The organism is Pelosinus sp. sgz500959 (assembly GCF_042610375.1).
Classification (GTDB): domain Bacteria; phylum Bacillota; class Negativicutes; order DSM-13327; family DSM-13327; genus CTSoil-075.
In genome coordinates this window covers 438257-462337 of record NZ_JBGJZL010000002.1, presented here as the reverse complement: position 1 = coordinate 462337, position 24081 = coordinate 438257, and the positions used below count along the sequence as shown (strand labels likewise).

Here is a 24081-nt window from a genome sequence, read left to right as displayed (position 1 = left end):
TATGATCATGTTTACTATCATTAAAAAATTGTCACCGACTCTGGTCATAGCAGCCATTGCTTGTTTGCTAGTGCAGATTGGCGGCTCCCTCTATTTGCCCTATGTTACGGCAGATATTATCAATAAGGGCGTGATGACGGGGAACGTTTCCTATATTTGGTCAAAAGGAATTTCTATGATGGCTTTATCTTTTTGCAGTTTGTTGGGAGCACTGGGCAATGTCCTTATTTTTTCACAGGTATCCTATAAGCTAGGGGGCGAGCTGCGAAGTGCAATGTATCGAAAAGTACTTTCCTTTTCCAAATATGAGTTTGATCAGTTTGGCGCTTCCACCCTTATGACCCGGAATACCAATGATGTCATGCAAGTGCAAAATCTGGTAGAAATGGGGCTTAAATTTATCCTTCTTTCTCTTTCCATGCTTGTTGGCGGCATTGTGATGACGGCTCTGCTTAGCCCTAAACTAGCACTCATCTATTTGACTACCGTTCCATTTTTAGCGGCTGCAGCCTTTGCTGTCTATCGTTTTTCCAGTCCATTATATGCGAGAATGCAGCAGTTGTTAGACACATTAAATATGCTTTTTCGGGAAGGACTTACCGGAGTAAAAGTAATTCGTGCTTATAGCAGTGAGGATAAAGAGTATAAAAAATATAAAACCGCAAACGAGGAATATACAAAGACGGCGATGCGAGCGAGTACCATCATGAGCCTCTTTTTCCCCTTAATTATTCTGCTAATCAGCTTGTCTACCATCGGTGTTGTGTGGATTGGCAGCAAAGCTGTGGCAGCAGGTACGATGGAGATTGGTTCGATTATGGGCGCCATTGGCTATGCTGTGCAAATTTTAATGGGATTTGGGATGCTTGCTAACGTTATTTTAGCAATCTCTCGCGGTCAAATTTCGGCGGTTAGAATCAATGAGGTGCTGAGTATGCCCTTATATATTAAAGATCCCCAAAACTCGTCAGAGCCAGATAAGGGAGCACTTTGCTTTGAACAGGTGGATTTTTCCTATCCAGGTGCGGAACAGAAAACCCTGGAAAATATCAGCCTAGCAGTGAAGGAAGGCCAAACTCTTGCCATTATCGGCAGCATCGGTGACGGTAAATCCTCTATGGTCAATCTGATTGGGCGGCTTTACGATGTGGAAAAAGGGCGTATTACAATTGGCGGCACAGATATTCGTGCATTACATCAAAGTAAGCTTCATGAAGTAGTGAGTATGGCAGCGCAAAAATCCATATTGTTTATGGGGACTGTCAGAGACAATATGCTGCTTAGCAAACAGAATGCTACGGATGATGAAATATGGGCGGCACTTACCATAGCATCTGCTGCAGAATTTATTACAAGCCTTGACCAAGTTGTAGAAAAAAACGGCAGTAACTTTTCCGGTGGTCAAAAACAACGGCTTTGTATTGCCAGAGCACTACTGAAAGATGCCCAAATTTATATCTTTGATGACTCTTTTTCTGCACTGGATTTTAAGACGGATGTACAAGTCCGCACAGCTATAAAAGCAAAATTGAAAGATGCGATTACCCTTATTGTGGCCCAAAGAATCAGTACCGTTATAAATGCGGATGTGATTGTTGTTCTAGATAAGGGCAAAATTGCTGGGTTTGGTGCTCATGAGCAGTTAAGCCTTTCAAACTCTGTTTACCAAGAAATTATGGATTCCCAGTATTACAAGGGGGTGGCAAAGTGAATGGGAAAAGTATAAACGATAAAACCAGCAAGATAAACCCACCCCCAAAAAATATATGGAGTACAAGTAAAAGGCTATTAGGATATATGAAAAAAAGTCGCTGGCTTATTGTCGTAACGATTATTGTAGTGATTGCCGGAACCATCACGCAAGTGATAAGTCCTAAGATACTTGGAAATGCTTTTACTCTACTATTTAATGGAATGAGTGAGCAGGGCGGCATTAACTTTAGCGAACTATCTGCCACCCTATTATTGGTAGCTGTATTATATGTAGGCATATTTATTACTTCCGTTGCTCAGGAGCAAATGACGAACGTTGTTGCACAAAAGACCACCTATACCCTGAGAAATGCACTAAAAGCAAAGATGAATGGACTTCCCGTGTCCTTCTTTGATAAACATCCAACTGGTAATCTTATATCAATCGCTGCCAATGATGTAGACAATATTGGAGCGAATTTGCAGCAGAGCCTGTCTGGAATAATTTTTAGTGTGATTCTCATCGTCGGCATGGTAGGAATGATGATTTCTATCAGTCCAATTCTTACCCTGATTGCTTGCATATCCATTCCGGGCAGTATGTTTGTGATGGCCCTTCTGACGCCGCAAACAAAAAAAAATAACAAAAAATATTACGCTCTACAAGGCGAACTCAATGGACAAATCGAGGAAGTCTATCAAGGGTTTTTAGTAACAAAAAGTTTTAATGGTGAAGAAAAAGCGCTTAAAAAGCTGGATGCTATAAATGAAAAAATGGTAGTTTCCGGCTGGAGGGCAAGATTTTTTGGTGGTTGTATGATACCAAGCTTGTCTATTATACAAAATATCATTTATATTCTTTTCGCTGTAGTAGGTGCACTCAAAGTTGTGGAGGGCTCCATCCTCATCGGAGATATGCAAGCTTTCTTACAGTATTCCACACAGTTTTCATTGCCATTGGTAAAACTATCGCAAATTTGGGGCAATCTTTTATCGGCCATCACATCCGCTGAACGTATCTTTGAACTATTGGATGCAGAGGAGATGGTGGAATATAAAACAGAGTTTCCCAATAAGGATGAAGAAACGGCGAAGATTGTTTTTGAGCATGTAAAATTTGGCTATAGCGATGAACTATTAATGAAGGATTTTTGTATGGAAGTCAAAGACGGACAGATGATCGCGATTGTGGGACATACTGGGGCGGGAAAAACGACGCTCATCAATCTGCTGGAACGTTTTTACGAAATCGAGGGCGGAGGAATCCGCATTGATGGAACGGATATACGCAATGTAGGTCGTGACAAAACCCGAAAGCAGGTCGGTATGGTGTTGCAGGATGCGTGGCTATTTTCCGGTACGATTTACGATAATATTCGTTACGGAAATGAAAAGGCAACTAAGAAGCAGATATACGCCGCAGCCAAAGCAGCCTACGCGGATGATTTTATTCAAAAACTGCCAGATGGCTATTATACTGTGTTAGGCGAGGAAGCGGATACCATCTCCCAAGGTCAGCGTCAGCTTATCACGATTGCAAGAGCCTTTGTCGGTAATCCAGATATATTAATTTTAGATGAGGCTACTTCTAATGTAGACAGCCGTACAGAGATGATCATCCAAAGTGCAATGAAGCGCCTGCTAAAAGGACGCACAAGTTTTGTGATTGCCCACCGTCTGTCAACCATTTATGAGGCTGACCGTATTTTGGTTATGAATCAAGGAGATATTGCAGAAACGGGGACCCATCTGGAACTGCTGGATAAGAAGGGAATTTACGCAGATATTTATAATAGCCAATTTACGCAAACTGACCTTTAGAGGAGGTATTGACATTCTATTTCTATATTTAAACTTGACATTTTTGACAAAAGAGGGATATAGGGACAGGTTGAAACCACTGAAAAGTCAACATATAGGGAAGCAACATAAAATAGGTCTATGGTGATAAAGCTTATTTTCAATAATTAAGGTATCTAACTAATTTGGACATGTATAATTATATTTTGCAAATAAAGGAAATTATCAATTGTAATCAATATACAAATAAGTTATAATATAGAATAAAATAATGATATGGAGATTGATAAAGTGAAATTGTATAAAAATATCTTGTTATTAACAGCACTAATTCTTCTAATAATATTGTCGGGTTGTTCGGCTCAAGAAATTCCTCTTGCCGAGGTAAAACAATATGCTGATCCTATAACAGAGAATATTCTGATAGCAATGAATGAAGATAATTACTCCCGCTTCTCACAGGATTTTGATGAGCAAATGAAGAACGGCTTAGATGAAATAAAGTATTACAATACTATTCCAGGAATGAAAAACAAGATAGGTCAATATATATCAAAAGAACTTGTTTCTGTTGAAAAGAAAGATCAATTTGTAGTAGTGACCTATAAAGCCAAGTTTTCGGAAGAGTCAGGTGATGTAATCGTTAGAAGTGTTTTCAGTGATAGAAATGGAAAGAACTATATATCGGGATTCTGGATGGACTCTCAAAAGTTACGTGGCAACTAATAAAAGGTCTGGTTGATGTGTTTATAAATCACATCAACCAGACCTTTTAGATTTTTTAATAATTACAAAATTTGAATAATTATTATTTACATTTAATTTACGATGTGTAATAATAATCAACGTGGGATGTAGTATGTAGTATATTCGTGATAAAAGGAGGCTTTTTCAATGAAAGTGGTTTTAGTTTATATGAGTACTATACCAGAATCGAATATCTTATGTTATTTTTCCTAGTAATATTGTGAGCAAAATATGATAGGGTGACGCTATAAACTTCCAGTGTTAGGTAAAACTCGATTGCGAATTTAACGGGCAGTCATAAAAGCTCATTCGTAAAATATCTTTAACTTACACAAACTGGCATCGTTTTTTATATGGTGTCAGTTTTATTCTTTTATTGAATGCATTCGTATTTGTCAGAGGTCTGTACGTTTTAAATTGATATGCAAAGAGGGAGGAAATTTTAGGATGAAAAGCTTGAAGACGCAGCTTATTACTTCAGTGATGGCAATTATTGGTGTGGTGTTACTTGGAGTTATATTGATCGCTTATTGGAATACGTCCAACTTGGTACGCAGTAACATTGAGGAAAAATTTCAGATTCGTGCAGAAGAGTTGGGCAGGGGATTCGATGTTCATATGCAACAAGAGAAAACAGTTATGATATCTTTTGGGAAGCAGGGAACGTCCCAATTTTTCCTGCTCACTGGTAATTCCGACAAACAACTTGAATTTGTCAAAAGGATGCATGATGACTTCCCTGAGTGGAATCCTGTTACTTTTTTTCCAGATTTGACTGGAAAAACTGCCATAACTAGTTTAGGTAAAGTAGTGGATGCATCAAAACTAGAATATGTAAAACGTTTGTCAGGAGGAACTCCTTTTTTTGGTGAACCAATTATTTCATTACTCTATAATAAACCAATCGTGGTGGGAGCCGCCCCTATTTCAATAGGTGGTCAAGTAGTTGGTGCAGTAACAGGCGGAATGCTTTTAGAACAATTTACGAAGGAAATCGATGAGTTTAAAATTGGTCAGGCTGGCTATGGCATGTTGGTGTCACCTGGCGGAATTATTGTCAGTCACCCAAATAAAGAAATTATTATGAATAAGAAAATAGAAGATTTAAATAGTCCTGAATTGGTCAATGCGATGAATGACATGAAAAGCGGGAAAACGGGATACACAATTGCAATGTTGGATGGAATTGAATATTTGGTGGCATTTTCACCCACCCAAGACAAGTGGGGTGTCTTCGTTGCCGCTCCGAGTGCTGAAGAATTCCTGCCAGTTTCTAGATTGAAGTGGGTTTTTGCCGGGTTGTTCTTATTAGGTATGCTTATTACTTTTTTCGTTGTAAATAAACTTGCGGATAGAATTGTTCGTCCCCTTAGAGAAATAGTTGAATATGTCAAAAAAGTATCAGAGGGAGATTTTACAGAAGGAACAATGCTAGAAAATAGTAAGATCCAGCATAATATTCAAGATGAAATAGGTGATCTTAGAGTGGCCATGAAACAAATGCGGACAAAACTGTGGGCTATATTGACACAAGTTACCCAAGTCACTGAACATATAACAAATATATCGACTCAGCTAAAAGTAGGTACAGAAGAAACGGCTCAGGCAGCGAGTCAGGTAGCAGGTTCCATTGCGAAGGTAGCAGGAGGGACTGAACGTCAAGTTAATTCGATCAATAATACAATGACGGAAATTCATAAGATGGCACAAGGTTCTGAGGAAATAGCCATTAATACAAGTAAAGTTGTGAGCGCTACTGGAGACGCCGCTGCAGCTGCTAAGGATGGTAGCCAGGCTATTAGCCAAGTAGTAAACCAAATGAATAATATTGAGAAAACGGTCACAAAATCGGCGGAAGTTGTAACTAAACTTGGCGAACGTTCGAAGGAAATAGGTCAGATTGTAGATACTATTTCCGGTATTGCTGGACAAACCAATTTGCTTGCACTAAACGCAGCTATTGAGGCGGCTAGAGCAGGTGAACAAGGTCGTGGATTCGCTGTGGTATCGGAAGAGGTGCGAAAACTTGCGGAGCAATCCCAAGAAGCTGCAAAGCAAATTGCGTCTCTCATAAGTGAAATACAAAGTGAAACTGATAAAGCGGTAGTAGCGATGAATATCGGCACTCGGGAAGTTGAATTGGGGACGGTTACTGTCGATTCAGCAGGCAATGCATTTAATCAGATTGTAAAGATTATCAACCAGGTTTCAACTCAGATTCACGAAATATCAACTTCTACCCAACATATGGCAAGTGGTAGTCAACACGTTGTAACGACGATGAAGGAAGTAACAGTTATAAACAAAGAAAATGCTGATGAAACGCAAACCGTCTCGGCAGCAGCAGAAGAGCAGTCTGCTGCCATGGAGCAAATTGCTACATCTTGTGATGAACTCAGCTTAATGGCCAGTGAATTGCAGGGTAGCTTACAAAAATTTCATATTTAAAGCTTTGTTGCTTTATAAGACTAACTAAGATTTCGCCGTTAGAGGTGATAGACAAACCCATATCACTTTTCCTTAAACTCATAAAAAATATATAATGTGAGAAAATTTCTGCCAGATTAAAAATGTATCTGGCAGAAATTTTTTATTTAATCCTATCCCCACGTCTCTTATGTATGAAAATTCTGAATGAGAGAATTTATTGGGGAAAATTATGTTGATTTTTAAAGGAATTTGTTTGTTTTTAGCGAACCATTTATTAAGGTTTAAGCCAAATAAAATGAATAATTTATGAGAGTGCTTTTTATTAATCTATTAAATATTAAAGCAAAACTTTAATTTAACTTTTATTTTATCAAATACAAAAGTTTTGATAAAATAACTTTTTAAGGAGGAAAATGGATAAAGATAGGAATTCTCTTAAAAATACAATTATTACTTCATTTATTGCAATGAGTATTATAATGAGTAGTATCATTGGTTATGTTGCTTTTTCTAAATGGAAAATGTCAATCGATACCCTCGTTGAGCAAATGGAAAATGATGCAACTAAGGATATCATAAACAAGGTCGAAACTTTTTTGAGTATTCCTCTATATATTAATGAAGTCAATGCTAATGTAATCAAAAGAGACCTTGTCGATATCGATCAGCAAGCAAAGCGTGATAGCTATTTCGCTGGGGTTATGAAAGCCAATCCAAGTGAAGTCTATAGTTTTAGTTTTGGTACGGAAACAGGTGAATATTATGGTGTGCGTCGTAATACTCACAATCAGCTTGAGATTATGAAAAGCGATGATACAACCCATGGAAAATCTCGCTATTATACGATCACTGAAGAGCTTACAGTTGGAGAATTCGTAGGCGAATTTGGTGAATTCGACCCGCGAACAAGAGATTGGTATAAAGTTGCAGCCAAGGAGAAACGACCTATATTTTCTCCTATTTATAAACATTTCGTTATGAATGATTTAGCAATTACCGCTTCTTATCCTATTTATAGACAAGATGGTACACTTAAGGGCGTATTAGGTACTCATTTGATCCTGTCAAAAATCAATACTTATTTAAAAGAAATTGTTGAAGATAAGAAGGCGACGGCTTATATTGTCGATAAGTCCTCAGGTGAAATGATAGCCAATTCTGTTGAAATGCCAAACTTTATCATCCTTCCTGATAAAAATATAAAGGGTATTAAATTAGAAGAAATCGATAATCCATCTGTCATAAAAGCATATCAACGCTATAAACAGGATGGCAATCCTTATATGCTTGTGACTACACCCCATGACAAACTACATATAAAACTGACAGATTATCAAAAGAATGGACTTAATTGGCTGATTATCACCATAATTTCGGAAAGTCAGTTTACCAATGAAATACTAAATGGTATTCATATTTTCATCACTGCCACTTTAATCGTCATCATCATTTCTATTTTACTTTGGAAAAAACGCATAGAATATATACTAAAACCTATTTATAATTTGATTCAAACCACGGAAAAATATTCAAAAGGTGAGTTATTTGAACGGGCAGAAGTTATCAGAAACGATGAAATTGGCAAATTATCAACTTCCTTTAATAAAATGGCTGAACAACTATCTAAATTTATTTTTAATCTTGAAGAAAAAGTAAAAGAACGTACACAGGAACTAGAGCAAACCAATGCTGCATTACAAATAGCCACTCAAGCGGCAGAAAAAGCAAATCAAGCAAAAAGTGAATTTCTGGCGAATATGAGTCATGAAATTAGAACACCAATGAATGGAATTATTGGAATGACAGATATTACTCTTATGACGGATTTACAAGAAGAACAACGGGAATATCTAAAGACTGTTAAGAGCTCAGCAACATTACTCCTGCGCGTACTAAACGATATCTTGGACTACTCGAAAATTGAGGCGGGTAAAATTAATTTGGAAAGGGCACCCTTTAATGTTCAAGATACTATGCATGAAGTTGCCGAATTATTTGACATAGGTGCGAAGCAAAAGGGCTTATCTATTAGGTTACATATTGATAAGAAGATACCAGATCAAATCATTGGTGATTCAGTTCGAGTACGGCAAGTACTTTCGAATTTAGTCGGAAACGCAATTAAATTTACAACAGAAGGCGAAATTATTGTCGCTGTTGTGATTGAAGAAATACTTAACCAGAAAATAAAATTAAAGTTCTCCATAAAAGATAGGGGAATTGGAATTGCAGAGGATAAACTGGATAAACTGTTCAAACGGTTTAGTCAGGTAGATGATTCTCACACGAAACAATTTGGAGGTACAGGGCTTGGGCTTGCAATTTCCAAAAATATCATTTTGCTAATGGAAGGCGAGATTGGTGTAGAAAGTAAAGAAAGTAGAGGAAGCACGTTCTTTTTTACGGCCGTTTTTGGAATTCAAGACAGAGTGACAAAGGTAATCAATAGTATGGATGATGAACTTATTCAGTATGAATCTTCAGCAACTAAAACAGTGTTAGTTGCTGAAGATGATCCAGTAAGTAGAAATATGGTAACTATACTATTAGAGAAAAATGGCTTTAAGGTCATTGCTGTAGAAAATGGAAGAGAAGCGATTAATGCATTCCAACAGGAAAAATTTGACGTGATTTTGATGGATGTGAATATGCCTTATTTGGATGGTTATTCTGCAACAACTCAAATTAGATCGAGCGAGAAAGATAAAAACCTTCGCACACCGATTATAGCAATGACTGCGTATGCTTTGAAGGGCGATCGAGAAAAGTGCTTGGAAGCAGGTATGGATGATTACATTTCAAAACCAATTAACCTAGCTGAAATTCGTAGGGTAATTAATAAGTGGTTGAAAAAGTAAATTATGGGACAAGTATTCTGTCCCCGTTTCCTGCCTATATCCTCAAAACACTGATGATATAGGCATTCTGTATTTTTTATAAAAAAGTGATTATATTTCTTTTGTTTGGAAAAATAATAATGATGATACAAAGGAATCTATCTATTTTTCGCCGAATAAATAAAAGTCGTGAAATGAATAGTGCTATTATGTTGTAGCCAATATAAAGAGGTGCGTTATGCATTGCCCTTATTGTAAACAAGAATGCAAGTCAGATACAGTTTATTGCCCGCATTGTTTTAAATTATTAGTTGAGCCTGAAGGTGCTGAATCGAGCACTGTTCAAAATAAGACTGGAGAATGGAAATATTCCATCATGCTGAATATGCTTAAAACCGACTGGAAAATACTTGTCGTTATTGTTATTTTAGCACTTGGAATACCTGCACTTTTAAGCTATAATACATCGAAAAAAGATGAAACGGTAATTGGTCAAGCAAAGCTATTTCTTGCCGAGGGATATTCTGATAATGAGGAATTATCAAAAGTAACATGGGGACGAGTAAATGAGGCGAAACTATTATTACTAAAATTATCGGATAATTCGAGTGTTCGAAAAGAGGCAGATAGTCTTGCTGCAGAAATTGCAGCTCGTGAAACAGGTATCGCGATCGTGGACGCACAAAAAATAATAGAAAATGATACTATCACAGAACTGGATATTCAAAGAGCAAAGAACATCAAAGAAATTTTCACGTATGTACAAGTCACTAATCGCTATTACCAGCAAGCAAAGGAACTTTCCCCAGAATTTACAGAAATACTCGATGCAAGTTTACTTGCGCGAGCAAAACGAAATATTGAGCAGTCCAAGATTCAAGAAGCACGAAATGATCTAGCGGATATTAGTACGCAATCATTATATGCGAATGCAGCAAAGTTGGTAAATGATCAATTATGTGAGACGGAACGAGTACTCAAAAAAATGGAAGAAATACAAAAGCGTAAACAATATGCAAGAAGTATTGAGGATGATTTAACGAGTAAAAGTAAGATGAATATTTTGGTTACTACATCTGGCGATAATAGCGAATATTTAACAGTAAGATATAAATTATTGGCACGTTCCTTATTGAAAAAGTATTCTGATGAAGATAAGATTATCAGCACGGCCCAAGAACTTGGCTTTAAACGTGTTACTTTCAATGCAGAAGATGAAGATGCATGGAAAGATAAATGATCAATTGTCCTGTTAAATACTATATTGCTGCTGTTTTTTAATAAATCTTGCCAATATGGGAAAATTGCAATAAAATATACCAGGGTAAACAACGAAAAAAATGGTCTTTATTTATATGAATAAAGGTACGTAAATGAAGCGGAGGATGTATATAATGAAAGTATCTTCTAGAGTGTATTGTCTATTATTTGTTCTTATTTTGATAACAGGTCTACTTTCTGGTTGCGCAGACAGCGCAAGCAATGATATTAAAATCGGCATGGTCTATGAATTAACGGGAAATACTGCATCTTATGGTACTTCAGCTGCTGATGGTGCAAAACTAGCCTTTAAAGAAATCAATGCCAGCGGTGGTGTTTTGGGAAAACAGATTAAAATAGTGACAGCTGATAACAAAGGTGAACCTTCTGAATCGGCTAATGCTATGACGAAGGTAATTACTCAGGATAAAGTAGTCGCCGTTACTGGATTTACTGTCAGTTCTTGCGGGATTGCTGGTTCAGCTGTTGCTGAAGACAATAAGATTCCTCTTGTAGCTGCAGCGACTGTCAACCCAAGAGTAACAGTTGACGAAAAAACTGGTAAAGTAAAAAATTACACCTTTCGTGCCTGCTTTATTGATTCTTTCCAAGGTACAGTAAGTGCCAATTTTGCTTTAAACAGCCTCAAAAAGTCAAAAAGTGCTATTATGATTGACAACTCCAGCGACTATAGTAAAGGTTTGGCGCAAATCTTTAAAGATGTCTTTACAAAAGGAGGAGGCCAAGTCGTTCTTGAAGAAGCATATCTTCAAAAAGATCAGGACTTTAAATCTGTTTTGACTAAGATTAAAGCCCAGAACCCTGAAATATTGTATCTTCCTGGTTATTATGAAGACGTTGGTAAGATTGTCAAACAGGCTCGTGAACTCGGCATTATGATACCTATTCTTGGTGGTGATGCTTGGGATTCACCTAGATTAGTTGAAATTGGTAGTCCCGACTCATTGAATAATACATACTTCACTAACTTCTATTCAGTACAAGATACCAATCCAGCATCGCAAGCCTTTGTTGAAGCATATAAGAAAGAATATAACCAACTGCCAGATTCCATGGCGGCTATGGGATATGATGCTGTTTATTTGCTAGTTGATGCGATCAAACGAGCTAATAGTGTAGAGTCTGCTAAAATACGCGAGGCACTGGCTGCAACGCAAGATTTTAAAAGTGTAAGCGGAAGTATGAATTTAAGTCCAACTCATGATGCCATTAGAGGTGTCGTCATTATCGAAATGAAAGATGGTAAACAAGTTTATAAAGAAACTGTAAAGCCATAAAACAAATATAAAGCAAAAAAGTTCCTGCCAGATTTAAAATAGATTTGGCAGGAACTTCGTATTTATACGGAATATTAAAGGATATTATCGTGATAGAGCGAATTCAAAGAGGTAGAGTGATTTTTCCCCTATGATACAGTGGCAGGAGGATGAATATGAAGATAATCATCACTAAAGATAAGTTGTCCGAAGCAACATCTAAAGGAATCATTACGCAACGCCAAGAGGAAGAGTTATGGAACTTATTTTGTACAAATTCTAGCATAGATAGGGAAAATTCAAAAATTACTCCAGAAGAATCAACATTCGTCAAAATGCTTTACTCTTCTGGTGCATTCATCATTATTGGTGCAATGAGCTGGTTTATGAATAGAGCATGGAATTCTTGGAACGGCGCAGGTATTGGTGGAATTGCATTATTCTATGCATTAGCTTTTATCTTAATAGGCAGGATTTTTTCGAAAAAATCCAAAGTTTTAAGTGATCAATTTTATGTTATGGCAGTGGCTATGACTCCACTCTTCACTTACGGAGTACAAAAGTGGTTAGGATTTTGGCCAGACAAGTTTCCTGGAGATTATCAGGAATTTCATATGTATATTAAGGGTGGCTGGATGACTATAGAATTGGTTACTTTATTGGTCAGTACAGTGGCATTACGCTATATTAAAAATTCCCTTGCTATGGCAATACCAGCCTTCGTTTTATGGTATATATCTATGGATATAACACCACTATTGTTTGGATATGATGATGACTGGAACTACCGGAAATATGTTTCTATCTTTTTTGGTGTGAACATGATCATTGCTGCATTCATCATAGATAATCGAAGAACAATTGATTATCCAAAATGGCTTTATATCTTTGGAACTATCACTTTCTGGTGCGGAATATCTGCACTCGATAGTACCAATGAATGGTCAAAATTGCTGTATTTTATCATCAATATTACGATGATGTGCGCTGGAACTTTGTTAAATCGTACAGTTTTTATTATTTTCGGTTCATTAGGATGTATTGGATATATTGGACATTTAGCTTATTCAATCTTTTACTCTTCTTCATTTTTTCCAATTGCGTTGGCAGGCTTTGGACTCTTTATCATTCTTATCGGGTGGTTTTGCCATAAAAATCGTGAGATAATTAAAGAAAGAATGTTGGAGATAACTCCTCAGACTATTATTGCTCGATTACCTCAAAACCGTAAGTAAATTGAGGATGTAAAAAACCTAGCTAAAATAAAAAAAAATTACACTATTGACTTAGAGGCTACACTAAGGAGTAAAATGGTATGGTAGCGTAGCTTGTTCTCCACTATAAAAAATGCAGGAGTGTGTTAGTTATGAAAAATTTCGAATACTTTACCCCTACTAAAGTGGTTTTTGGTAAGGATGCAGAAACGCAGACTGGAAGCCTGATTCAAGCTCAGAATTGTAAAAAGGTTTTGGTTCACTTCGGAGGTAGCAGTGCAAAAAAATCTGGTCTGCTGGATAAAGTTTTTAATTCTCTCACAATCGCAGGAATCGACTATGTAACTCTGGGTGGTGTAGTACCAAACCCTAGGCTTTCTAAGGTATACGAAGGCATTGAATTGTGCAAAAAAGAAAATGTGGACTTCATTTTAGCTGTCGGTGGTGGCAGCGTTATTGACTCCGCCAAAGCCATCGGTTACGGTATGGCAAATGACTTCGATGTGTGGGATTTATACAGTGGCAAAGCACAGGCAACTGGCTGTCTGCCAATCGGCGTCATCCTGACTATTGCGGCTGCTGGTAGTGAGATGAGTAATTCCTCTGTGATCACCAAGGAAGAAGGGTGGCTGAAAAGAGGTTGTAATACAGACTATGCTCGATGTAAATTTGCTATTATGAATCCAGAGTTGACCTATACTTTACCACAGTACCAGACGCAAAGTGGTTGTACCGATATCCTAATGCATACAATGGAACGTTATTTCGCCACAGAAAGAAGTATGGAAGTGACGGATAGTATTGGCGAAGGTCTAATGAGAGCTGTGATCCGCAACGCAAAGATACTAATAGAAGAACCCCAAAATTATGAGGCACGTGCAGAAGTGATGTGGGCTGGAAGTCTTTCTCACAATGGTTTGACAGGATGCGGTTCTATTGGAGACTGGTCATGTCATCAGCTAGAACATGAGTTGGGCGGTATGTTTGATGTAGCTCACGGTGCTGGTTTATCAGCGGTGTGGGGAAGCTGGGCACGTTATGTATATAAGACTAATGTAATGCGTTTTGTACAATTTGCGGTCAATGTACTGGGTGTATCCAATGATTTCAATGCCCCTGAAAAGACTGCCCTAGAAGGTATCAAAGCCATGGAGAATTTTTATCGGTTGATCGGTATGCCCACTTCGATTAGAGAATTGGGTGTCGAACTAACGGACGAACAAATTCATGAACTGGCTTACAAGTGTAGCTTTAAAAACAGCAGAACGATCGGTAATTTCCAAATTCTCAATATGGAGGATATAGAAACAATCTACACCATGGCGAGATAATCATAAACTAAATTTAAGCAGGAGGCTAATCATTGATTAGCCTCCTTTTCATAAACCTATGGCTTATTGCTCTCCTATTTTTTTTGCCATATAATAGTAGTTAAATAAGGGGGAATGAAAATGGAGTGGTACTTAGATTATGATGGTAAGCAATTTGGTCCGTTGACTGTGACTCAAGCAAGAAGTTATGTTAGAACAAATCCCAATGGTTTGGCTTGGCGAGAAGGGTTTCCTGAGTGGCTCCCTATAAAAGAAATATCTGAATTGCAAACAACATCATCCACTGCGTCTAGTCCGCCAGTACGTAGTGTACTTCCGCCAAGTTTACCTACTCGTACTTCTGATGAAGTCGACTACAAGATATTTGGCACTGAAATGCAGTTTGTTGAAGTCGAACTTGATCCTGGTGAAAGCGTGATTGCAGAAGCTGGAGCCATGATGTATAAAGACAGTACTGTGGAAATGGATACTATTTTTGGTGATGGATCGGCTAAAAGCAGCCAAGGGGGCTTGTTTGATAAGCTAGTGGGTGCCGGTAAGCGATTATTGACAGGTGAAAGTCTGTTTATGACCGTTTTTACTCACCGTGGTGCTGGCAAAGCAAAAGTTGCCTTCGGAGCGCCCTATCCTGGTAATATTATACCCATGCCTCTATCTCAATTTGGTGGCACGATCATCTGCCAGAAAGACAGTTTTTTATGTGCGGCAAAAGGTGTTTCAGTCGGAATTTATTTTCAACGTAAGATCATGACAGGATTGTTCGGCGGCGAAGGTTTTATCATGCAGAAACTTGATGGTGATGGGCTTGCGTTTATGCATGCCGGTGGTACCATTCTTGAACGTCAACTCCAATCAGGTGAAGTATTACACGTTGATACGGGATGTATCGTAGCTTTTGAACCTAGTGTACAATTCGATATTCAAAAAGCGGGAAACATTAAGAGCGCTTTATTTGGTGGCGAAGGATTATTTTTTGCAGTTTTACAAGGACCAGGGAAAATTTGGCTGCAATCACTTCCTTTTTCTCGATTAGCAGGACGGATGTTGGCAGCAGCACCACAGAATGGTGGAAATCGAGAGGAAGGGAGTGTACTTGGCAAGTCTGTTCTAGGAGGCACTTTACTTGGTGGGTTAGGCAGTTTCCTGGGCGGTGACGATGAGTAACATTAGAATTACGAAAGTAATCAATAGTAATAAAACATAAAATGGATGATATTAACAAAAACTTAACAGTTTGTTAATATTTTAGACTAACATGAATGTAATAATAAGAATAAGGTCGAGCCTACCAAGTACAAATTTTTTTGGAGGTGTCTTATGTATCATTCTAAAACATCTGTTTTATGTCTGTCACGTTTTTCTCGTTTGTTACTGACGCTCGTTGTCGTAGCCTCACTCATGTCTAGTATGACAGTATCCTATGCCGCTTATAATGCGCCAGAAGCATCAAACATCAGTATTATGCCCATTGATCGAGCAAAATTTCTTATCGGTCAAAAATTTGATTTTGAAATTGAAGTCAAGACAGAAACTCCTGCTAGCGCCATCGAAGTGATGGTAAATGGAATAGCCGCTGAAGTTTTCTTTGGCAAACAAGCAGTGACTAAGTTTGACAAAATGAGTACATATCGTATTAATGAAGTTTCTCTTCCTCAAACTGGTAAAGTAGCCGTAACAGTAACTGTAAAAACTGAAAATGGTATAGAGAAACGCAGGATAAACTATGAAGTTACTTCTGATGGAATAAAAAAACCAGCCAAAAATGTTATTCTCATTATTGGGGATGGAATGAGTTTGCAAGCGAGACAAATGGCTCGTATTCTTTCTAAAGGTATTACCGAAGGCAGATATAACGATTTGCTTGAAATGGAAAAGATGTCAAATCTAGCTTTAATCACTACGTCAGGCAGTGACTCTTTAGTAACTGATTCGGCTAATAGTGCTTCAGCCTATGCAACAGGTCAAAAAGGCGCTGTCAATGCTATGGGTGTATATGCCAATAGTACAAAAGATCCTTTTGATGATCCCAAAGTCGAAAACATTATTGAATTGGCAAAACGTACGCGTGGTATGGCCACTGGTATTGTTTCTACTGCTAATATCACAGATGCAACCCCAGCAGCGATGCTCGCCCATACTCGTAAACGAAGTGAACAAAACTTCATTGCTCAAGAAATGCTCAATCCTCTCCATCGTCCAGATGTAATTTTAGGTGGTGGCTCTCGACACTTTTTACCTAAAAGCGTACCTGGATCTAAACGCAGTGATGATCGTAATCTAATTGAAGAGTTTAAGCAACAAGGGTACAAGCTGGCAACTAGCAAAACAGAACTAAAGCTAGCTGGTTCCCCAGATAAACTGCTCGGCCTCTTCCAACTTGACAACATGGATGTATATATTGATCGTGAAGTAACAAAAAATCCAGCTGTTCTTGGTAATTTCAATGATCAACCTACCCTTATGGACATGACTAAAACTGCAATTGACGTATTAAGTAAAAATCAGAACGGATTTTTCCTCATGGTAGAAGGTGCTTGCATCGATAAACAGCTTCATACCATGGACTGGCAACGGGCTACTTATGATACGATTGAAATGGATAAAGCAGTAGGTATTGCCAAAGAATTTGCTAAAAAACAAGGAGATACCTTGGTTATTGTTGTAGCAGACCATGCTCATGGCGCCAGTATTACTGGAACCTATCATGAATTAGATGGTAAAACAGGTCGTGAAGCCGTTCGCATTTATGGTGATGCTGGCTGGCCTACTTTTGCTGATGTAGACGGAGATGGTTTCCCTGATGATCCTAACCCAAGTGTAACGTTAGCTGTCCAATTTGCTAATCACCCAGATTATTATGAGAACTATAAGTTCCAAGAAGTTCCCACTTCACCAGCAATTATGGCAAATGGTAAAGCAATTGCCAATCCAAAACGATCTTTAGAGGGCGGAGAGTTGAAAGTGGGTAATATCCCTACTTCTGATTCGTCAGAAGTCCATTCTGCTGATGATGTCCCTTTAACTGCTGAAGGTCCTGGTGCTGATTACTTTAAAGGTATTATGGATAATACTGAAGTATTTCACGGTATTGTCCGAGCATTGGGTCTAGACGGTCGTAAACATCAAAAATAAATGAATAGATAACCCGGAGGCGAGATATGGTTAAATTAACCAAACGTATAAGCAACGTTATTTTTGTGATGCTGCTTACTTGGTTGCCACTAAGCTGGATGGGGCAAGAAGGGATGATTCCTTACAGTGAATCGTCCCTGTTTTGTACTCGCGCTGAGGCAGCTCCGACATGGCTACCATGGTTTAATGAGCAAGCGACACTCCTTGAATTTAATGAATTATATAGTGGTGCTTCGGCGCTCGGTCTGACACTATCACCAAAATTAGAAAGTCTAAAAGGAAAAAAAGTGCAGATCAGCGGTTTTATGGCGCCCCCTCTTAAGCCAACTCTAAATTTTTTCGTTTTAACCAAAGTGCCGATGTCCATCTGTCCTTTCTGCTCAACGGATGCAGACTGGCCTAATGATATTGTGCTGATCAAACTCTCAAAACCTGTCAATGCTCTGCCTTTTGATCGATTGATTACCGTGACAGGGGAATTAGAAGTAGGTTATCAGATGGATGAGGAAACTGGTTTTATCAGCTTGGTGCGTATCGTTGCTGAAAGCCTTGAAGAGGCTAATTAATTGTTGGGGATGATAAGATGTTAGAAGTAAAGCAGGTCCGCAAAGAGTATCATGACGTTTTACAGACAGTAACGGCTGTTGACATTGACAGTCTTATCATAAAAGATGGTGAACAAGTGGCGTTAGTGGGACCAAGCGGTTCAGGTAAAACCACCCTATTACATCTTATCTCAGGACTCATGACTCCGACTGTTGGTGAGATAATAGTTGATGATATTAGTATTTCAGATATGCCGGAAACTTGCCGAGATATCTGGCGAGCTAAAACAATTGGCTACGTTTTTCAAAAATTAAATCTTCTTGGCAGCTTGAACATTCTAGATAATTTGTTAGTCGCCATGAGTTTTGCAAATTCAATTCCTAAAAGAGAGCGTCAACAATGGGCCAGCCAACTGTTGGACCAGGTGAATTTGTCCCATAAAACGGCTAAATTTCCTCACCAACTTAGTATGGGTGAGCAACAGCGAGTAGCTGTCGTCAGGGCGATCATTAATAAGCCTCAGCTTATTTTGGCTGATGAGCCAACTGCCAGTTTGGATCAAGATAATGCTTTGCTCATACTCAAAATGTTACGACAGTTTGCAAGGGAATCCAATAGTATCTTACTGGTATCCACTCATGACCAACAAATTATGAATGAATTTGAACGAATTTATTCTTTACGACAAGTAAAGAAGGGGGTGAGCTAAAGTGCGACTTATAATAGCCTGGCGTAATTTGTTGGCAAAGCCAGTTCAAAGTGCCCTAACGGTACTTATCGTAGCCGCTACTATTACCATGTTGACTTTGGTGACCTTATTATCGACGGGTACTCATAACGGTCTGGTTATCGCTACGGAACCCTTCGACCTCATTGTTGGGGCTAAAGGCAGTCCTAATCAACTCGTATTAAATACGGTTTTTCTACAGGATGCGCCGATCGGTAATGTGAGTCATGAGATCGTAGAAAAATTAGTAGCCAACCCATTAACGGCATCAGCAATTCCATTGGCTTTCGGCGATAACTATAAAGGTTATCCTATCGTTGGTAGCGAGAACAGTATCTTTCAGCATCAACCAAAAATCGGACAAGGAGAATGGCTGCAATTGGCAGCAGGGCATATGTTTAGCATACCTTTTGAAGCTGTTATCGGAGCCAGCGTTGCCCAAAAGCTGAACCTAAGGTTAGGTGATGAGTTTAAATCGACTCATGGCCTTATAGCTGACGGTCAGGCACATGAGCATGTTTACCATGTTGTCGGAATACTGAAAACGCTAAATGGTCCTTACGACCAAGCTATTTTAGTTCCCATTGAAAGTATCTGGTTATCCCATGAGAAACATGAACATAAACCTGGGGTGGAAGATCGGGATGATCATGAACAGGAGCATGATGTCACTGCCATTTTAGTAAAACCCAAAGGTTATAGTGAAGCCATGCGCTTATACCAACAGTTTCAACAAGAACCAGGAGCACAGATGGTTTTTCCGTCTCAAGTTATTGTTCAGCTCTTTGCTATGTTAGGACAAGGTGAGCATATGCTAAGAACAGTAGCCTATGTAGTGATTATAATGGGATTGATGATTATGGCCTTATCTGTGTACTGGTCAGCTTTAAGCCGTGCCCACGACCGGGCCATATTACGCGCATTAGGAGCCAGTTCCCACGATATTCTTGCAATCATCGTGGCTGAAAGTACGATCTTGACTGTCAGCGGTGTTACTGTTGGCATCCTAACAGGGCATGGAATATTTTCACTACTAGTAAAAATAATGGAAAGTAAAACAGCAATTGTGCTGACAGCAGGTTTAACGCCTGACGAAGTATACATTATGATCGGCGGAACTTTATTTGGCATGTTAGCTGGGCTGATTCCAGCAGTGCTCACATATCGAACGGAGGTTACCCACTATTTATGATATCATTTTAACGAGTGGCTCATAAGACTAGCTAACGAATAGCTTAATTTAATTTTATCGATTCGCTTAGACTTAAGTTTAAGCGTTTTTTTTATAACAGTGGGGTTTTCTTCTGGTAATAAATGTGTTGTTGAAGGAATTTGGATAAAAAATATGGAATGATTATGATGAGAGAATATTTACAGAGGTCTGCCCCAAAGGCGCTTTCGTAGAATATCATGTTTTTTGCGTGAATGATATTGATATTCTTAAAAATTTGTTTATGAAATACGAGGGGGGAGAAACTTTGGATATAAGAAATTTAGAATGTTTAATTGAGGTTGCCCGCCATAAAAACTTTAGCAAGGCTGCTGAAATGATGTATATATCTCAACCATCCATTAGTAGGGCAATTAAGGAGTTAGAAGCTCAATTTGGTATCATTTTATTTTATCGTGATACTAAGTCTGTAGAATTAACAGATGCAGGAGAAATCATTTTAAAACAGGCTCAACAAATCGTATCATCTTTTCAAAATATAACCTCTCAGCTAGGAGATCTGAAAAAAATGCAGTCGGGGAAAATTTATATTGGTTTACCCTCAATTACTGCTATTACAACTTTTTCTTATTTACTCAGTTCTTTTAAGAAAGAATATCCTAATATCCATATTCATTTATATGAGTTTGGCCCTAAAAAAGTGGAAACATCGATTCAAGATGGTCTTTTAGACATTGGCATATTCACTCCCTCAGAGAATAACGAAAACTATGAAAAGATTTGGTTTGAACAAGATCCCCTTGAAGTCGTTATGCATCCAACAAATAGGCTCACCCAATATGAAGTGATTGATTATAATAAGCTTAGTGATGAAGAATTTATTTTATACAATAGCGATTATAATTTACATGATATGATCGTCAATGAATGTACAAAAGCTGGTTTTCAACCTAAAATTATTTTAGAAACTTCACAACGTGAGTGGATGACACAAATGGTAATAGACAATTTAGGTATCGCATTATTGCCCAGCAAGATTTGTAAAAACTTAGACCCTAAGGTCATTGTTTCTCGTCCTTTTACAGATCCTCAGCCATGCTTACGATTGGCCTTAGTTTGGAAAAAGGGCAGATATCTTTCCTACGCAGCTCGCGAATTTATAACCTTTGCCAAAGAACATTATGATAAAGAATGAGGTTTTAATAATGATTATAGTTAAGTCGAATAGTATGATTTGTATTATAACTGTATTATGCCTAGCATCTCTGGGATTCAACTATTTCTATGGAGATCTAGATATTGAAAAAATGTTTTTTGGCAAGAGTATGCCAACTGCCCAAATGTCATCTCCGCAAATACCAGAAGTTGAGCATCATAAGCAAAGTGTTATTTTAAAAGATTTACCTGAATTAAAATTGGTCAATAAATCGATTCGTTTAGACAAAGAATATGAACCAATCGATTTAGTTCCTGTAAAAGGGGTATATTTACGTGAAATGGCAGCCTCTGCTTTAGTCAAAATGCTCTATGCTGCCGAAAGCGAGGGAATCAATGATCTCGTAGCTTACAGTGGTTATCGTTCATATGCTACACAATCGGCAGTATATTACAATAAAATTGCTAGCCTGCGCCCTAAGTATGGAGAGTTAGCCGAAGTAGAGGCCGCAAAATTGGTTGCTCCGCCAGGTGCTAGTGAACATCAAACTGGTTTGGCTGCAGACCTGACTTTAAAAGCTTTTTTAGATTATGAGTATGTGCTAAACTATGATTTTGCTGATACAATACAAGGTCATTGGCTTAAAAAGAATGCTTGGAAATACGGTTTTATTCTTAGATATGCCGAAGATAAAGAAGGAAAAACTAATATTAGTTATGAACCATGGCATTTTCGCTATGTTGGACTAGAACATGCTAAGACGATATATGAGCGTAATATTTGCCTGGAAGAATATATAGATCAAAGTACTACAGAGTAGAAAGTTCTGGTGCAAAGATTCCAGAAATTAAAGATTGTCGCATTTTCACCCGAATATCAAGCTGCTATGTACCAATATTGCTAATTGCCAGCTCCACTTGATCTCCTTGTTGGATTAAAGGCAACATAGTAATCGGTAAAGTAGTTTCACCATAATAATGTTGTTCCGCGACAATCGTTGACAATAGCTCTGTTTTTTCTTTTACAACATCTTAAATTGCATATAATGTACATTGAAAAAGAGGCTGTGGCACTAATTTTTTAGTACCACAGCCTTTTATTTAATATCTAAATACACCAGATACAATATCCGCATTTCACTAATCGGTATGCATTTATTACAATAATAATAAGAAAAGACTTATATCAGCTGGAACGTTAGAGTGCTTGATCAAGGATAATAATGAGGTGAAAGGAGTTTGATTATATATGAAGGCATCAGTTCCCAATTTGAAAAGAGAAATTACTGTACCGCAAAATCGACAAACTGGGGGGCAACCAATCAATAATGAAAAAAATGAAATGATAAAAAGCAATGCACTTACAGATCTAACAAAAGAACAATGGTTTTGGGATAAAGCAGTACTATCGTAAACGATCAGATGAAAAAATGACCTAAATGACGCATCAATGATATGCTTTATTTAGGTCATTTTTTTAATTAAGCGTTACACCCTATAATTCTCTTGTTGCAGATTTATTAACTGGAAAATATTCGAAAGGTTCTAGGGCATTTTCCATTTAATTGCTGCTAAATTTGCTTTCTTCCAATAAGGATAGTATTTTAGGAGTGCATCGCTTGCCGCCACAAGGACCTGAACCAGCTCCAGAAGCTTTCTGTACTTTTTCTAAAGTATCAGCACCACTGGCAATTGTTTTCTTTATAGAAGCTTTGTTAATGGCCTTGCATAGACATACTTTGGTTAATTTATCTAATAGTTCCGGATTCAGATCATCGCTCATAAAAACACCTCATTTAAAGTTTATGTTTATATTTTACTCTACAATCACTCAAAAAAGGAGGATAATTTCAACATAAATATATAATAATTGCAGTTATTTTCTGATTATTTTAACAACAGGTATAAATTAGAATATTTTCTGCCGAATCATTTTATAGTGAATCACCAGATTACTTATTGATTTCAGGAAACCAATAAACTATAATAGTTTATAAGCAGAAAATGATGTTGCTTAATGATTGGACTTTAAGGAAGAGGCGAAATACAGTGAATGATATAAAGAATCTTATCCTTGATAAAGCCAAAGAACGAATGGAACGTTTTGGTTTTAAAAAGACAACAATGGACGAAATTAGTAAAGACTGTAGAATTTCTAAAAAGACAATCTATGAACATTTTACAGACAAAGAGGGGATGTTTAAATGTCTTTTATTACGTGAATGTCATAAAACTATAGAAATACTATTTTCCCAACTAGAAGATGTATCAGATCCTCTTGAGAAGTTAATTTTACTAACACGGAATGCTATATCTCATTTTAATCAGGATCACTTTGTCACAAGAATCTTAAAGGATGATGAATTATATTTAGCTTTTGTAAAGCGAAAATATCATGAAGTGATTGATGAAGAAATCATTTCAATCATTGCTCAACTTATTCGCGAAGGCAAAAAGCAAGGACAGTTTCGTGATGTCGATGAAAGGATTGTAGCTTATGCTGGTTTTAAGTTGTTTCAAGCCTTTAGCTATGCACGTACAGAGCCACTTCGCAAAGATCAGGATTATACAGATGTTCTCATTGATTTTCTCGTCAATGCCCTTATAAAGAAATAGAGAAAAATCCAGCCAATTCACCACGATTTGTCCGATGACCAAGTCGCTTTAAAGCGACTAAGTCCCTGGATAAGGGCGACTAAGATTCAGATGGAGCTAAAAATTCACCTGAATCAAGTCTTCTTTATATTTTAAATAATGGGTGT

19 protein-coding genes are annotated in these 24081 nt (G+C 37.7%); 18 read left to right on the top strand and 1 reads right to left on the bottom strand.

Translation table 11 applies throughout. The annotated features are described in order from the left end of the window. Positions 1–7: 7 nt before the first annotated feature. The 17 genes from ACAN52_RS04780 (at position 8) to ACAN52_RS04700 (ending at position 22733) form a co-directional block, all read left to right on the top strand. On the top strand, positions 8–1711 hold the full coding sequence (locus ACAN52_RS04780; RefSeq protein WP_378953037.1) for an ABC transporter ATP-binding protein: 1704 nt from the start codon (positions 8–10) through the stop codon (positions 1709–1711). Further along, a complete protein-coding gene (locus tag ACAN52_RS04775; RefSeq protein WP_378953034.1) occupies positions 1708–3513 on the top strand; it encodes an ABC transporter ATP-binding protein in 1806 nt (601 codons plus the stop codon). Before ACAN52_RS04780 ends, ACAN52_RS04775 begins: the two co-directional genes overlap by 4 nt. Before the next feature lie 270 nt (positions 3514–3783). Continuing rightward, positions 3784–4218, top strand: a complete 435-nt coding sequence (locus tag ACAN52_RS04770; protein WP_378953031.1) for a DUF3887 domain-containing protein — start codon at positions 3784–3786, stop codon at positions 4216–4218. Positions 4219–4686: 468 nt separating this feature from the next. After that, entirely contained in the window at positions 4687–6687 is a 2001-nt protein-coding gene (locus ACAN52_RS04765) for a methyl-accepting chemotaxis protein (protein WP_378953028.1), read from the top strand. 395 nt (positions 6688–7082) lie between these two features. Beyond that, positions 7083–9527 carry a response regulator gene (locus ACAN52_RS04760; RefSeq protein WP_378953025.1) on the top strand — a complete coding sequence of 815 codons (2445 nt, stop codon included), beginning with the start codon at positions 7083–7085 and terminating at the stop codon, positions 9525–9527. A 217-nt stretch (positions 9528–9744) separates the two neighbouring features. Then, a complete protein-coding gene (locus ACAN52_RS04755) occupies positions 9745–10746 on the top strand; it encodes a hypothetical protein (protein WP_378953023.1) in 1002 nt (333 codons plus the stop codon). Positions 10747–10900: 154 nt separating this feature from the next. Beyond that, positions 10901–12064, top strand: a complete 1164-nt coding sequence (locus tag ACAN52_RS04750; RefSeq protein WP_378953020.1) for an ABC transporter substrate-binding protein — start codon at positions 10901–10903, stop codon at positions 12062–12064. Between the two features lie 155 nt (positions 12065–12219). Continuing rightward, positions 12220–13278 carry a hypothetical protein gene (locus ACAN52_RS04745; RefSeq protein WP_378953017.1) on the top strand — a complete coding sequence of 353 codons (1059 nt, stop codon included), beginning with the start codon at positions 12220–12222 and terminating at the stop codon, positions 13276–13278. A 131-nt stretch (positions 13279–13409) separates the two neighbouring features. Continuing rightward, the gene (locus ACAN52_RS04740; protein WP_378953014.1) at positions 13410–14588 is read left to right on the top strand and encodes an iron-containing alcohol dehydrogenase; all 1179 of its coding nucleotides are present in this window, start codon (positions 13410–13412) and stop codon (positions 14586–14588) included. 120 nt (positions 14589–14708) lie between these two features. Further along, a complete protein-coding gene (locus ACAN52_RS04735; protein ID WP_378953011.1) occupies positions 14709–15752 on the top strand; it encodes a TIGR00266 family protein in 1044 nt (347 codons plus the stop codon). A 153-nt stretch (positions 15753–15905) separates the two neighbouring features. Beyond that, a complete protein-coding gene (locus ACAN52_RS04730) occupies positions 15906–17720 on the top strand; it encodes an alkaline phosphatase (protein ID WP_378953008.1) in 1815 nt (604 codons plus the stop codon). A gap of 26 nt (positions 17721–17746) precedes the next feature. After that, positions 17747–18286 carry a hypothetical protein gene (locus ACAN52_RS04725; protein WP_378953005.1) on the top strand — a complete coding sequence of 180 codons (540 nt, stop codon included), beginning with the start codon at positions 17747–17749 and terminating at the stop codon, positions 18284–18286. 17 nt (positions 18287–18303) lie between these two features. Further along, a complete protein-coding gene (locus ACAN52_RS04720; protein WP_378953002.1) occupies positions 18304–18975 on the top strand; it encodes an ABC transporter ATP-binding protein in 672 nt (223 codons plus the stop codon). Position 18976: 1 nt separating this feature from the next. Continuing rightward, complete coding sequence (locus ACAN52_RS04715) at positions 18977–20185, top strand: ABC transporter permease (RefSeq protein ID WP_378952999.1); 1209 nt, start codon at positions 18977–18979, stop codon at positions 20183–20185. Positions 20186–20471: 286 nt separating this feature from the next. Further along, positions 20472–21359: a LysR family transcriptional regulator gene (locus ACAN52_RS04710; protein ID WP_378952996.1), complete on the top strand. Its 888-nt coding sequence runs from the start codon at positions 20472–20474 to the stop codon at positions 21357–21359. A gap of 10 nt (positions 21360–21369) precedes the next feature. Then, positions 21370–22140 carry a D-alanyl-D-alanine carboxypeptidase family protein gene (locus ACAN52_RS04705; RefSeq protein WP_378952993.1) on the top strand — a complete coding sequence of 257 codons (771 nt, stop codon included), beginning with the start codon at positions 21370–21372 and terminating at the stop codon, positions 22138–22140. Positions 22141–22568: 428 nt separating this feature from the next. After that, a complete protein-coding gene (locus ACAN52_RS04700) occupies positions 22569–22733 on the top strand; it encodes a hypothetical protein (protein ID WP_378952991.1) in 165 nt (54 codons plus the stop codon). 147 nt (positions 22734–22880) lie between these two features. Here ACAN52_RS04700 and ACAN52_RS04695 read toward each other — a convergent pair whose 3' ends face one another. Further along, complete coding sequence (locus ACAN52_RS04695; protein ID WP_378952989.1) at positions 22881–23102, bottom strand: (2Fe-2S)-binding protein; 222 nt, start codon at positions 23100–23102, stop codon at positions 22881–22883. Positions 23103–23368: 266 nt separating this feature from the next. On the opposite strand from ACAN52_RS04695, the gene ACAN52_RS04690 reads away from it, so the two are divergent. Then, positions 23369–23935 (top strand): TetR/AcrR family transcriptional regulator, encoded by a 567-nt coding sequence (locus ACAN52_RS04690; RefSeq protein WP_378952987.1) that lies wholly within the window; start codon positions 23369–23371, stop codon positions 23933–23935. The last annotated feature ends 146 nt before the right edge of the window (positions 23936–24081 follow it).